This is a genomic window from Aureibaculum sp. 2308TA14-22 (genome assembly GCF_040538665.1).
GTDB lineage: Bacteria > Bacteroidota > Bacteroidia > Flavobacteriales > Flavobacteriaceae > Aureibaculum.
This window is the reverse complement of the sequence record NZ_JBEWXT010000001.1, coordinates 1,885,145-1,898,814: the sequence shown is the minus strand read 5'-3', so window position 1 is coordinate 1,898,814 and position 13,670 is coordinate 1,885,145. Positions and strand designations below refer to the sequence as shown.

The 13,670-nt window shown below is 33.5% G+C and carries 12 protein-coding genes; all 12 read right to left on the bottom strand.

Annotated elements, in window-relative coordinates:
- Nucleotides 1–162: 162 nt before the first annotated feature.
- Nucleotides 163–1,611: an outer membrane protein assembly factor BamB family protein gene (locus tag U5A88_RS08395; protein ID WP_354205496.1), complete on the bottom strand. Its 1,449-nt coding sequence runs from the start codon at nt 1,609–1,611 to the stop codon at nt 163–165.
- 275 nt (nt 1,612–1,886) lie between these two features.
- Entirely contained in the window at nt 1,887–3,737 is a 1,851-nt protein-coding gene (locus U5A88_RS08390; protein ID WP_354205494.1) for a serine hydrolase domain-containing protein, read from the bottom strand.
- 25 nt (nt 3,738–3,762) lie between these two features.
- On the bottom strand, nt 3,763–5,052 hold the full coding sequence (locus tag U5A88_RS08385) for an alkaline phosphatase family protein (RefSeq protein ID WP_354205493.1): 1,290 nt from the start codon (nt 5,050–5,052) through the stop codon (nt 3,763–3,765).
- 26 nt (nt 5,053–5,078) lie between these two features.
- Nucleotides 5,079–6,140 carry a bestrophin family protein gene (locus tag U5A88_RS08380; protein ID WP_354205491.1) on the bottom strand — a complete coding sequence of 354 codons (1,062 nt, stop codon included), beginning with the start codon at nt 6,138–6,140 and terminating at the stop codon, nt 5,079–5,081.
- A 180-nt stretch (nt 6,141–6,320) separates the two neighbouring features.
- Entirely contained in the window at nt 6,321–6,800 is a 480-nt protein-coding gene (locus U5A88_RS08375) for an enoyl-CoA hydratase (protein WP_354205490.1), read from the bottom strand.
- 31 nt (nt 6,801–6,831) lie between these two features.
- On the bottom strand, nt 6,832–7,350 hold the full coding sequence (locus U5A88_RS08370) for a cytochrome b (protein ID WP_354205488.1): 519 nt from the start codon (nt 7,348–7,350) through the stop codon (nt 6,832–6,834).
- An 8-nt stretch (nt 7,351–7,358) separates the two neighbouring features.
- Nucleotides 7,359–7,898 carry a hypothetical protein gene (locus tag U5A88_RS08365; RefSeq protein WP_354205486.1) on the bottom strand — a complete coding sequence of 180 codons (540 nt, stop codon included), beginning with the start codon at nt 7,896–7,898 and terminating at the stop codon, nt 7,359–7,361.
- 25 nt (nt 7,899–7,923) lie between these two features.
- Nucleotides 7,924–8,646 (bottom strand): hypothetical protein, encoded by a 723-nt coding sequence (locus U5A88_RS08360; RefSeq protein ID WP_354205484.1) that lies wholly within the window; start codon nt 8,644–8,646, stop codon nt 7,924–7,926.
- A 25-nt stretch (nt 8,647–8,671) separates the two neighbouring features.
- A complete protein-coding gene (locus U5A88_RS08355) occupies nt 8,672–9,973 on the bottom strand; it encodes a ferredoxin reductase family protein (RefSeq protein WP_354205483.1) in 1,302 nt (433 codons plus the stop codon).
- 20 nt (nt 9,974–9,993) lie between these two features.
- Nucleotides 9,994–10,773 (bottom strand): hypothetical protein, encoded by a 780-nt coding sequence (locus U5A88_RS08350; protein ID WP_354205481.1) that lies wholly within the window; start codon nt 10,771–10,773, stop codon nt 9,994–9,996.
- Nucleotides 10,774–10,795: 22 nt separating this feature from the next.
- A complete protein-coding gene (locus U5A88_RS08345) occupies nt 10,796–11,554 on the bottom strand; it encodes an AraC family transcriptional regulator (protein ID WP_354205480.1) in 759 nt (252 codons plus the stop codon).
- 109 nt (nt 11,555–11,663) lie between these two features.
- Nucleotides 11,664–13,586, bottom strand: a complete 1,923-nt coding sequence (locus U5A88_RS08340) for an FAD-dependent oxidoreductase (protein WP_354205478.1) — start codon at nt 13,584–13,586, stop codon at nt 11,664–11,666.
- Nucleotides 13,587–13,670: the final 84 nt, after the last annotated feature.

The following is a 13,670-nucleotide window of genomic DNA, read 5'->3' as shown; positions in this document are numbered from 1 at the left end:
TATATTCTTTGGTTAAGAGTAATCTCTGATTGTTGTGTCATTATCTCTGATTTTGAATTTTATCTATTATTGGCACTAACGAATGTATATGAATTCGTTTTAATGATTTATATATAATGTTAATCGAAGGTCGTTAAAAAAATTAAGAAAGTCAAGTTTTATTTACTTCGTAAACACCCCATTATAATCACTACCCATATAAGAACCCCATCGAATTTTTCCTGTTACTGGAAATTTGGTGTCAATCCTGTTTATTCGTATGCCATCGAAGGTATAGGTCTTTTTTACGTTAGTACCGTGTAGGTAAACAATATCTAGAAAACCGTTACCGTCTAAGTCACCAATCCAAGGAGTTGACGATAGGTTATTGCCTTCGTATTGCAAATCTAGTGGGGCGGTTACTTTTTCGGTAAATTCTATTGCCATAATATTATTATGAAAAAATTTCATATGATATTCGTTTTTCACTTGATAGTTCATTGGCAATAGGGCTTCATCTTTTCCATCTCCAGTTAAATCTATAGCTACTGGAGAGCTCATTTGATAAAAACCCAAGGTATCTTCAAACTCTATTTTTCCATTTTTACCGTTTACCATTATCTGTTTAGACCACCCCAGTTCTGGCCAAACGCCTTGAGCATACGAAACAAAAAAATCGGGAATGTTATCTCCATTAAAATAACCTATGGCAACAGATCCATAGGCTTCTGTATCAGTTACGGTAACCGTCCAAATGGATTCATGTGTAATACCGTCAAATGCTAATAATCGCCCATTTACCGAATTGGCAACAATGTCGTGATGGCCATCTTCATTAATATCTACCCAAGCACCAGGACCAACAAACCCTTTCTTTTCACTAGTTGCTAGTTTAACGGATTTAGATAGATCACCAGATTTAATTTCAGCTATTGAGGCTACATAAAGGTTTCCTCCGATGGTTTCGCCTCCAGTTCCAAATATTACATTTTTAAAGGTTTCAGATTTGTGTGGAAGCACAGAAACAGACATATAGGTTTCGCCACCATCGGGCATTGGTGCCTTACTGATAACCGCTCCTGTTTTACTATTTAAAATTACCAAATGTCCAGTCGGTCTGTTGGGGTCGTTTGGTTCGGCAAGTACATCGCCTCCGTTGGAAATCAAAATATCTTTTTGTCCGTCGTTATTTTGATCTGCAATAAATTGTGGATTGTAAAAATTGAACCATTTTTTTTCTTCACCTTTGGGTTTAACAAACCGCCATATTACCTTTCCTGTTTGTCCATTAATGGCAATCAGTTCCGCGGAACGCCCATTTATTAATACATCTAAAACTCCATCGTTGGTAATATCGTGAAGTGCAGCTGACCCAAAAATTTGATCTTTTGCAGTAACTTTCCATAACAGTTCGCCTGTTTTGCCATCAAGAGCAACCACGGCAGAATCACAGGCTTGAAATTCTTTACGACCCGCACCAAGAATAATGTCACCAACCTTGTCGTTATTCAAATCGGTAATTCTGGGTGAAGAAAACGAACCGATACCAGGTAAAACTTTAGCCCAAGTATCTTGAGCTATTAGTCCTTGTATACTCAAAAATAAGAACAGCACTATATTAATAACAAACATTTTGACTCCTATTTTATTTCTGTAAACAATTGGTATGTAAGGCACGCTAAAAGAAGTTAGTTCAGATTTTATCAAAAGAAGTTGTATCAAATTGAAGTCTTGGTGTATCGATAGGAAAATTACAATATTTTATCTTTATAGCCTTAGATTTTAGCATTATCTTCTTCGCTTGTATTATGAATTGGTTTTGAACAATATGGTTTAATTTGAATAAGCTATTTAGAACTTAACATTGGATATCGTAATTGATAAGCAATGTTAAAATCAAATGAAATCTAATAAGCAAATTCCAAAATAATGATCCGTTTATATATATAATCATTATAATCAAGTTTTAATTCTAAAAACCATTCTGCCAATATTTTATGGGAAATAAAACCAAACGCTTCTTTATCTTGCACATAATGTTTAACCATTTGGTCTTTATTTTTGATAGCCCTTAGTGCATTCATATATTTTCCATATATTCTAAATCTATTTAAATTTTTAAGTCGATATTTTATAATGGAATCATTTGTTAAATGCATTCTTGTTTTCATAATATAACTTTCGTTAACACTGTAATAGGGTTTGTCTACATTATTCCAAAACAAAACTTTTTCTTTTACTACATCTCCTTCAATCCATATAGAATCTGGGACATAATAAAGGTCTTTTCTTAATTGACTATTTTTGAATTTTACTTGAGCCTCTTTAGTGGTGTTGTGAGCATAATTTGAGTTTCCTTGTTTAATATCGGACAGGTATTCTTTATATGCTTCTTGGATTGAAGAATTTGGGTAATTGCTTTTCAAATAATTATTCTCAAAATCACGCACTAAAAAGGTTAGAGTTTTACTATTTGTTTTACCTAGAACCTCTTCAAACTTAGTGATTCTTTTATCCAAATGTTCAGTTTCACAATACTTCATCACCGCCCTAAAAACCTTTTCTCTTACTGGATTCAAATTATAATAGCTTTTGGTTTTTAACAATCCCATATTCTGCCTATTAATCAATAAAATTACGGAAATATTGTATTTAGGCACTACCGCAATGCTAGTTCCAGTAAAGCCTGTATGTCCGAAACTGCCTTTGGGTGCACTTTTTAGTATGGCACTGTTGTTATTCATTACCCAACCCAATCCGTTTTTGAATTCATCTTGGGTTAAAAATTGGTTTATGGTTTTTTTGGTTATAAATTGTCCATACTGTGTTTTTCCATTGTGTTTTAACACATCAATAAGTTTTTGTAAATCGCCAACGCTAGAAAACAGACCTGCATGACCTGAAACACCTTCATTGGCATACCATGTATTTCCGTCGTTTACCTCGCCTTTTAGGGTATAGTGCCGCCAGCCATTCCATTGGGTCGGATTAAGACTGTCCGGTTTAAACCCAAGCGAAGCATCGGTTACCATTCGCGTTTCAAAGGGATTTCCGTGAGAGGTAGCGGCAATTTTATAATCTTTTTTCTTTTCCAACGGATTAAATAGGGTATGTTCCATTTCCAACTGTTTAAAAATATGCTGTTGCATAAATTCATCCAACGGATGTTCGGATACCGTTTCAATAATTTGCCCCAAGAGCATAAAACCCAAATCACTATAATGTCTGCCACTACCAATAACATATTTTAAAGGAAGTTTCCCTATAATTTTATAGGTGTCTTCTCTATTGTCGGAATAATAATAGAACGGATACCATTCGTAAAGTCCTGAAGTATGTGTTAGTAAATGCCTGATGGTAATGTCTTTTTTTTCTGGAGTATCAAATGCTTTGATGTAGTTGGATACCTTATCATCTGCAGTTATTAAACCCTTGTCCACCAAAAGCATTATTGCGGTTGTGGTACCAATAACTTTGGTTAACGAGGCAATATCGTACAAATAATTTACCGTAGTTTTTTCAGGTTTTTGCAATCGTTGGTTTCCGTACTTGTACAGATGGGCATAACCAAAGGCATTTTTGTATAGCTCATTGTCGCCTTGTTTTATAAAGATTACCGCTCCAGGAATATGACCTTGGTCAATCTCATTTTGCAAAATGGTATTTATTTTGTCAATCAATTTTTCTTCACTTTGTCCAAAAGAGATATATTGATTAAAAAAAAGTACTGTTAGAACTAGAATCAATCTTTTTTGCATGTGCGTAAATAGTTTCAAGTAATTGTTAATTATTAGTTTTTAGCACACTTTTTATTTTATTTAAATCTCCATCAATATTATTGGGGATTTCAAGACCTAAAATAGTACAGATTAAAGGATAAATATGAATATTTTTTAAGGATGCCGTAACATACCCTTTCTTGAAAGCGGGGCCGTTTGCATAAAATATACCATCCATGTCTTTATGTTTAGGGTTATAGCCATGTACACCAACGGTTTTAACAGGACTGTTTAATATATTGTCTATGCGTTGACGCGACGAAAAATAATATCCATAATCTGGCAGTATTTGGACAGCACCCCAATCTTGGTTTTGGGGAGTATATTCAAAACCTGGTGTATTTTCGGTTTTATAAACTTTAAAATTATCTTCTTTAGGTTTTAAGTATTCTAGTATAGTTTCTGTTTTAACACCTTCTTTAGGGTGTAAGTTTATAATTGCACCATTATCTATTGCCGTAAATAAGTCGTCATTTCGAATGTCTTCAATAGGAATATAATTTTTGGTTGATAGTTCTGTCATGCCATGATCTGAGACGATTATAATGTTTACGGGCAATGCTGTTGCAGCCACACCTTTAAACAACGTTCCTAGATTTTTGTCTAAATCGAACAATACTTTTTTTAATTCGGTATCGTTATTTGGACCGTAACGATGTCCGACATCATCCATATCGGAAAAATACATGGTAATTATATGTGGTCTTTCTTTTTCAGGTAAATCTAGCCATTTAAGGGCTTCGGCAACACGAACCTCATTTTTAACGCTTCCATCATATCTATGATAATATGTTGGATATAAGCCTTGAATGTTGGCTTCTGAACCCACAAAGAAATAACTGGCCGATACCATGCTAGCTTTGTCTGCTTGAATCCAAATGGGATTTCCTCCATAAAAAGAGCCATCTTCAACCGTTTCACGATTTCCTAATTTATAGATTTTGTCCTTTTTGTGACTATAAAAGGAATTGCCAATTATGCCGTGCTTATCAGGATACATTCCTGTGGCAATGGTATAATGATTTGGAAATGTTTTAGAGGGAAACGCTGAAATTAACGATGCAGCTTGTACGCCATTTTCTATAAAATTATTGAGGTGCGGAGGCTTGTAGTTGCTAACATAATCCCAACGGAAACCATCAAGTGAGATTAATATTACATACGGTTTCTCTAGGGAAGCTTTTGAATTTCTAGTTATTGTTGATTTTGTTAAATTAGAACTGGACTCGCAAGATAAAAAAGTTATAGTGCTCAGTATTAAAACAAGTACGTAACTAAAATTTCTTTTAACCATTATCTTTTTTCTTGAAGGGTTTAATTTTACATCTGAGTATCATAGATAACAGGAAACTGTTCGGGGATTTCATCTTTTAATTCACCTAAATTTTGTCGTAAATCAATCTCAATTCCCCTTGCAATAGTTGAAATTGGAACATCGTTTGCAGAACCTTCAAATGGATTTTCGCCTGTCCTGCCAATTCTTTCCATTGTATGAAAAATCCATGCTACTGCCATATAAAAAGGAATAGACAGCCAAACAAATAAACCTCCAGTTATTGGGTGGTTTTGTACTATTTCTTTACCAATTTCGGCAAATTGAGGAACAATTGCCAATGGTAAAAGCAAAATAAATATCCACATAAAATAGTGGTTAAGAGTAGCAAAACTTCGAGGGTAAGGAAAGTTTTTAATTCGTTCTGATTTACCTTGTAGCGTAAATAATTCTTCCAACACACCTTCTAGTTGCAAAAAGGAAAATTCCCAAACAACTCCACTCTCTTTTAACCTCTTAAGATGATGAGATTGCAAATACAATAAAGCAGTTTGCTTATTATTTTTATCTAAAACGTACTCCATATCTTGTTCTGAAAGATAGGGTTTTAAATCTTCTTCAATTGTTGTATCCCATTCCGGAGGATGTATCATTTTGCTCCATTCTTTATTGGTTTTTTCGTGCATTACTGTTTCCCAAGGTTGTGAAACTCTCATGGAATGGCGTAATGCGGTCATCCATGCAATATGCCTATAGGTTAATGTTTTAATTTCGTGATGTAATTCTTCCTTTGTCAATTTTACAGAAGCATATTCATTAGTTACCATGTCTTGCAAAAACATACCGAATGTTCTAGAAGTATTGACAATACCTCCCCAAATTTTTCTTGCTTCCCAAATTCGGCCATAAGCCGAATTATTTTGAAATCCGATTACAAAAGCAACAGCGGTACCAATTAACGCCAAAGGTGTCCACGGAAATTTTAACCAATTTAACTCAAAAAAATAGTATAATCCTACTATAACGGTAATAATAATAAAAAATAAAATGGTCTCATAACGAGTCCATTTAAGCATGTCTGTAGCTTTAAAAACTTTTTTAGTGTACATATGTTATTGGGTATATAGTGTTTAATTTTGGTGATGTATGATAAGAAAACTTATACCTAGCCCAAGGTCGTTAAAATTTATAAGAAAGTCAAATTTTACTTTTTGGGAATTTATTTGCCTATTTTTTTCATAAATTGGAAGAATAGTACACTAATTGCTTTATTAGTAATATTAGGTTGGCTAGCTTCTTCTTTCTTTACCCAATTTTGGTTTAAAGGAACCTAAGAATATTTCGGCGAGTAAGGGTATGATATTTGATTGGCCAACTAGTTGTTCGGTATGTTCTTTATCAATAAATTCTTGACTTAAAACTCCATTAGAAATAGACTCTTGTGCTAATTTTACCAAATCTGGCATCATTGGAACCAAAAAAACAAATGCATTTATAGATAAAATAAGCATCATTAAAAATTTCCATTTTAGCCAATTGGGTTTCACCTTATTTGTGAAGTATAAAATGATATCGGAAATAATCTTTAATGCCAGTCCGGGTAAAATCAATATGTAAGCACTTTGCTCTTTGTATTGATAAACGGTATAGGTAGTTTCTGGGCTTGATTCAGTAAACAATATGCCAATAACAATATGTGAGAGTATACCACCCACATACATAATAGTACCTACTTCTTGAACAAAACCTAGTATTTTCTTCGTAGACATTGTTTTAATCTAGTTTTAAAAATTTAAAAAGCTAAAAGATTCTTTTTAATGTATTCTCTTTAGTTAAAATGTAATGTTTTAACACACCAATTACATGTAAAACCAATAAAATCATCATTACTAAAGCCATTACTCCATGTCCTTTTAGAGGAGGGATTTCTTCAAGTGTTTTTATCAAATCACTATTCCCTTGACTCAGGGCTTCTCCATACCCTCCTAAAATCATAGTGGCGATTCCTGATATAGCGATTCCAAATAATAAAAAATAAAAGGCATTGTGTATCCAAACAGCTAATTTATCATTAAATTTTGATCCTGTTTTTAAATCTTTTGGACGAGGAGATTTAAAGAATAAATAGCTTCTAATTATTGTAAGAACAAACACTACAATCCCAAGGACAGCATGGACTTTTATCATTCCCATTTTTTCAGAAGGGTTAAGTCCTGCCATATATTTGCCGAGTGGGAATAATAATAGAATTAATATGGCAGTCAGCCAGTGGATGATAATTGTTCCTGTACTGAATTTTTTGGTTAGGTCATTCATCATTTAGAGCTTTAAGATTCCTGTTGTAAATTTTTTACTTTTTGAGCAAACCAAACGAATGATAAGCCTCCTAGAATGGTCAAAACTCCAGCAATTTTCACCCCTTTTATTTCATCATCCATCATGGTTAAAAGAAGATAAACACTACCTATCATACTTAAAAAACCTGTTATAAACCTCGTGATAAGCATACTCCAATTTATTTTGAAACGAGTATTAAGTGCTGAAAAACCAAATAATATTTCAAGAAGACCATAGAGCATAAGAAAAAAGCATATGTACATTAAAAAACTTTGTAAAGAATTTGGTGAAAAAGCAATTAAAAGACCAAAAAGTACTAAACCAATACTTTGCATTAAATGATAAGAGTAGGCTATTTTATGTTGTTTATTTGCTTGCGAAAACAAATATGAAAATACCCCACAGGCTATAAAGGAAAGTGGAACTAATATTTTTGTTAGTGATACGCCTATACTTTTAGAAGCTATTATTAATACCCCTGCTATTAGTAAGCAGATTCCACTCAGAGTTAAGTTGATTGATTTATTCATTATTTTTCGTTTTTAATTAATATTATTAATCTCCTTTTTCACCATTTACCCACCTTTGCATCATGACCATTTGAGCTGGTGTTTGTTGATTTCCACCAGCTAAAATATCCAGAAACTTATCCCATAAATTTTTCTTTTGGGATGCTTCTTTTTTTAACTGCTCATAGGCTTCCACGTACTCTTTTTCATATTGTGCTGCTTCTTCACTTGAATACTTAGTTGGTATATGTTTAAGTATAGTATCGGTTAATTCATCTATCTCATCTGGAGCATAGTTTTCGATCATTTCTAATTGTAAACTGCAACCCCCTGCAACATCTCTTACACCATTGAACTGTGAGAATATGTCGTCCCAAACAGTATTCCATTCTGATATTTTTGTTTCGGGTAAAAATTTTATTCCAAGGTTATAGAGTGTGTTTAAATTATTTTGTAAGGCAGTGGCATATTGTTTATGGTCATTCCATATTTCTGTTAATGCACTAGGGTCTTTGGCCTTTATTTTATTGCGTACTTTAGACATAATGCCTTGTAAAGAGTTAACATTTCTGGAATATCGATCTAATTCTAATTCCCATTTATTCGCTAGTTCTTCGTTATTAACTGTTGAAATTATTTCTAATGTGTTATCTACCAAACTATCAACTTCAGCACCGGCTTTTGTCAATTGGATCCATTCGCTGGAGATTCCTTTTACTAAATTTCTGATTGAAATAACTGCTTGTAGTTTTGGATTAAATGTTGTCATTTTTTATTTGTTTTAAAGTTATTGTTTATCTGAATGCAAATTCTTCATCATAAATGGCTTCGTTGCCCACTCCTTTTTTGTTTAATTGTTTTATCATACTTTTCTTTAGGTTGCTTGGTCCACATATCAGGTAGCCTTTGTCTTTAAAGTCAGAAATCCCTAATTGTTCAATGGTTAAGTGTCCCATTTTTTTCGATGGCCAGATAGTGACATTAAAATTGGGATTGTCATTTGATAAGGAATGTAATTCATCAGCATAAACCGCTTCATGAGTATCATTTACACACCAAAATAAATTTACTTTATTTGCGTACATATCTTTAGCCAGTGAAAGAAATGGCGTTATTCCTATTCCACCGGCAATCCAAATTTGTTCTTTTTCTTTGATATAACTTGATGAAAAATGCCCATAAGGACCTTCAACAAATGCAGTTTCACCAACATTTAGTTTTGTGTTTAGGTTGTTTGTATGATCTCCTAAACCTTTGACGGTAATTCGCAAATTTTTACTGTACGGATGACTGCTTAGCGTGAAAGGATGTTGTTCCTTTTTACTTATATTAGGAAAATTGAAAAACGCGAATTGACCTGCTAAATAATTTAAACTTTTAGAGATTGGTTTCATGCTGATTTCTGTAATTCCGAAATTTTTATCTTTTACTTCGGTAATTTCATATTCTAATTTTTTATTAAAAAACCTGAATAAAAAAGCTCTGTAGAACCAAGCTGCAACGCCTAAAAATGCCATTCCAAATACGTATATTCGTGTAATGGGCAATTCTTTTATTAAACTTTTTACCATTAAACCATGAAGTACAGCCATTACATAGAAAATACCCATAAGTTTATGAATGTTTATCCATTTGTGATATGGAATTTTCTTTTTTAATGGCGGTGCTGCTGAAATAATAACACCCAATAAAATAAGTACTAAGGCATAAAAACCTAATGGTTTTCCCGGGTTAAATTCAACTAAATCTCTTGGCACAACAATAAAATGGAGTAGAAGTAATACTACAGCGATTACTCCTGATCTTCTATGGATAAGGTACATTTTATCTAAACCACCAAATATTTTTTCAACCCATTTGGCCCGTGTTGCCATTAAAAAATTAAAAGCAAAAACGGTGACAACCCAGGACGAAAATACTTCACCTAAAATGCGATGAACGTTTTTCCATGATTGGTTGTTCATTTCTCCAAATAATAAAGTATCAGAAGAAACCTCCATAAATGAACCTTTATAAAAGTATAAGTCTATACCCCAGAAAAGAAAGTGTATTAAAATAATAATAGGAAAGTAGATTTCCTGCTTTAAAATTCTCATAAGGTTGGATTATTTATAGATTAATTTTCAGTAGCATTACCCATCCAAAATATACCAACAGGAAATAGTTGGTAGTGTGCAATATTTTTCTTAGAGAAGGGTAGGTTGTTAAGGATTTCTTGGGCTTCTCGCTCGGTGTCCGCATTAACGTAAAGCACAAAATCTGTAATATCGTTTCTTTTTTCTATGCCGGTTATATCAAAATATACATTCTCTACCAATCCCTTATTCCACAGACTTATAACCGCATCTGATTGCTCTTTTGCATTTTGTCTTACTTCTTCTTTACTAGATTCAGAATTATGATCAACACGTGTTGACCAAACCGCCGCCCATGATTTTTTTAATCCATTTTTGTCTATGGCTTCTTTGTTTCTACCTAACCATTTGGTGCCAACTTTATGAACAGTATATTTGGCAATCCCTTTTTCCACTACCGTCAATTTGTTTAAAATTGTTTTGGCTTCTTGTTCGGATTGTGCATTTAAGAGGAATGAAATATTAGGGAAATTGGCTAGTTTGTCAGAAGTTCCTTCACTATTGTAATAGATATTTTCTACTACGTCTTTTTTCCATAAATCTGTAAGTTCACTTGATATCTGAACCGAATTATCAGACACCAATTGAGTATCTTTTGTTGCCCAATTCCAAACAATGGCATAATTGGTTTTACCAAATTCAGAAGATTTAATTGAGGTTGTTTCTGATTTAGATTTTTCTTCAGTTTGTTCTTTTTTGGTTTCTTTCCCACAACTTATGATAAGAAAACATAATGCTAAATAAAGTATTGATTGTTTCATTAGAAATAATTTTTTGACAAAACTATTTCTTCTGTATATTTTTTAATTGTATAAATTGGTCGTTTTGAAGTTCGTTTAGAACTCTAGGAGTTTTTCCAGTATGTTTTTTCACCTCTCTGATAAAATGTGCTTGATCATAATAATTTTTTTCGGGGTAAAGCCTTCCCTCTCTTATATGAATGTAAGAATCATAACACCTTTGTATACTAAGGTAAGTTTTTAATGATACCCCAAGGTACTTGTTAAGATACCTGTTTATTTGACGACTTGCCCAATATATTTGTTCGGAAACTTCAGATACGGAAATGCCACCATTTACTTTGTAAAGTAATTGAGACAACCTTATTTTATTTCCCGGAATCGCTTTTTCAGGTTTTGTTTTTAGTAGTTCAACCTCCCATTGTTTTACTGCGGTTTCGAATTCTGAAAGATTAAAATTTTCAATATTTAGGTAAGACAAATTAAGTTGTTTCAACTTATTTCGGATAGATGCAATCTCATTTCCCAATAAAAATTCAGGAGCTAACAGCTTCAATCTACATCCGTACACGGTTGCATTTGGAGGAAAGGAAAAATCTTTTTGTTCTGTCCAAAGCCCCGTCATAAAATAATTTATAATTTCGGAATTGCTAACAATAAAAATTATCTTAAAAAAACTATCAGGAGATATAGTTGCAGGTACATATTTATCAGAGTTATTTTTGTGCATCCAGAAGGAATGAACAAATTCCTGCAATTCAGATGAAGGTTTTAATTCTTTATATGTGCTTTTTTTGGTCATTCTAATTTGGTTTCCAACTTTATTTATAGCACTTTGATTTTTAAAAAAAGTAATTGCAAGGTTATCTTTTTTATTGATAAAATCAAGTTTTAATTTAATAGTTATCAATTCATACACGTTCCCTACCCGGTTTATGCATCAGTGTTTTTAATTTGTCGAGATGTTTATCATAAACCTCTCTTGGAGAAGCTTTGTGTTTAACACATATTGAAGCAGCTTTACCTACTACCTCACCCATCATGCCACAGGTACGCATTACACGGATAGGCCCTAGACCTTCCTTTGTGACGCTAATATCTCTACCAGCCATAAACAAGTTGCTTATATTTCTACTATATAAGGTTCTATATGGAGCCCAATACGTACCTTCATATATATATTCTTTTCCAGTAGTTGCTTTAGAAATAAATTCTTGTCCTTTCAAATCATCATCAAAACTTTCATGTGGATTGTGAATGTCGATATGCCAAGAACAAGGAAATGCTGGGTCATCATATTCTTTCTGCTCTCTAAAGTCGTCGGCATCAAGTATAACATCACCTAAAAGTCTTCGTGATTCTCGTTTCCCTGCAATAAAAGCACACCAACCCAATCGGTGATTTGGATAAAGTTTGTCCACATTTTTTAATGCGTCCCATGCACCATACATTGCTCTAAAGTTAAGGTCTCTTATTTTTTCTATATCGGTAATTGGATTTTTATCAAAACCACTTTCCCAAAACCATCCGCCTAAATTACCTAAAGGATCTTCTGAACCCCATTGCCCTTTATAATTTTTTCTACCAGGGAATGGTTTATCACTTAAATCAATTGCCCAAGGACAGCGAGGAAATGGTTGTTCAACTTCTCCAATTTCACAAGACAGTGTAAGAGCCGCCTTGTCTTTACACTCACATTTAAGCACTTCTTCTTTATCTGAAGCATCAAGAACGTTCCACAAATTAGACATTCCCATAATTCCTGAACTGGCAATTTCATAATCAGCACCAGCTAAATGACCTATCACAGCATCTCCAGTACAATCTGCAAAGTAATTTGCTTTTATACGTTTTCGTATTCCTGTTCTAGTATTCTGAATGATTACCGCGTTAATTTTTCCATTATCATGTTCTGTTTTTATGCTACGTTCTTCTAATAACAACGTTATTCGGGGTTCTTCATTTACTATTTTTAGTTTTAAAGCATCGTTGTATGATGCTCCATTTATTGCATTTCTTGATCCGTATTTTGGTTCTGCGAATTTGGGAGCTATTTCTTCAACAATATCTCCTATATGAGGGAAAGGCTCTTGTTTTGTTTTCCCTTCTGGCCAAACACGAACCTCAGAACTGCCATTACCTCCCAATACAGGTCGGTCTTGTATTAATACAACATTTAATCCATTTCGTGCAGCCGATAATGCCGCACATGTACCTGCAAAACCACCACCTATAACTGCAAAGTCAAAACTACCCCCATCTTTGGGTTCTTCATTTAACCCTAATAAATTCCTTCTGAATTTAGTTAAAGCTTCAATATCATTTGTGGGTTCAAAATCTAAGTCTTTACAAAAGAGGATGGAATCACATCTTCCCTCAAATCCGGTTAAATCGTGCAAGGCAACACTTGTCTGTTTATCCACTTCAATTACATCACCTTTATGCCAATGCCATTCAGCTCCTTTGGTGCCAAATGTTTCATTTAAGGGTTTATCATTTATTAGGACTTGAAATTTTCCAGGTGCACCAGGAGCTTTCCACGGAGCTACCCAATCACGTGTGCGAACCCAAACACGATACTTTCCAGGTGAAGGAAATTCTACTTCAGTTTTTGCATCTTTAACAGGAATACCCAAGCCATGTGCAAGTAAATAAGGAGAGCCCATTTGATCCATTACTTGTTGGTCTAAATCCCATCCGCCATGTTCAGCAAACTGTTCAGCTTCTAAAAAAACAAACTCTTCTGTTTTTGTAGTATTGCACGAAGTTACTCCTCCAGCTAGGATGAATAGGCTTGAGCTACCTATTACTCCGATAAACTGTCTTCTTTCCATGTATAAATGATTTTTGTTTTACTAATTTTATCTTGTTACAAGATAAATAATGTTTGATAGTGTAACCATCCACTCAAAGGTTAT

Coding starts and splice junctions, on each gene's coding strand:
- U5A88_RS08395 (WP_354205496.1), bottom strand. CDS start 1,611: ATGTTTGTTATTAATATAGTGCTGTTCTTATTTTTGAGTATACAAGGA.
- U5A88_RS08390 (WP_354205494.1), bottom strand. CDS start 3,737: ATGCAAAAAAGATTGATTCTAGTTCTAACAGTACTTTTTTTTAATCAA.
- U5A88_RS08385 (WP_354205493.1), bottom strand. CDS start 5,052: ATGGTTAAAAGAAATTTTAGTTACGTACTTGTTTTAATACTGAGCACT.
- U5A88_RS08380 (WP_354205491.1), bottom strand. CDS start 6,140: ATGTACACTAAAAAAGTTTTTAAAGCTACAGACATGCTTAAATGGACT.
- U5A88_RS08375 (WP_354205490.1), bottom strand. CDS start 6,800: ATGTCTACGAAGAAAATACTAGGTTTTGTTCAAGAAGTAGGTACTATT.
- U5A88_RS08370 (WP_354205488.1), bottom strand. CDS start 7,350: ATGATGAATGACCTAACCAAAAAATTCAGTACAGGAACAATTATCATC.
- U5A88_RS08365 (WP_354205486.1), bottom strand. CDS start 7,898: ATGAATAAATCAATCAACTTAACTCTGAGTGGAATCTGCTTACTAATA.
- U5A88_RS08360 (WP_354205484.1), bottom strand. CDS start 8,646: ATGACAACATTTAATCCAAAACTACAAGCAGTTATTTCAATCAGAAAT.
- U5A88_RS08355 (WP_354205483.1), bottom strand. CDS start 9,973: ATGAGAATTTTAAAGCAGGAAATCTACTTTCCTATTATTATTTTAATA.
- U5A88_RS08350 (WP_354205481.1), bottom strand. CDS start 10,773: ATGAAACAATCAATACTTTATTTAGCATTATGTTTTCTTATCATAAGT.
- U5A88_RS08345 (WP_354205480.1), bottom strand. CDS start 11,554: ATGACCAAAAAAAGCACATATAAAGAATTAAAACCTTCATCTGAATTG.
- U5A88_RS08340 (WP_354205478.1), bottom strand. CDS start 13,586: ATGGAAAGAAGACAGTTTATCGGAGTAATAGGTAGCTCAAGCCTATTC.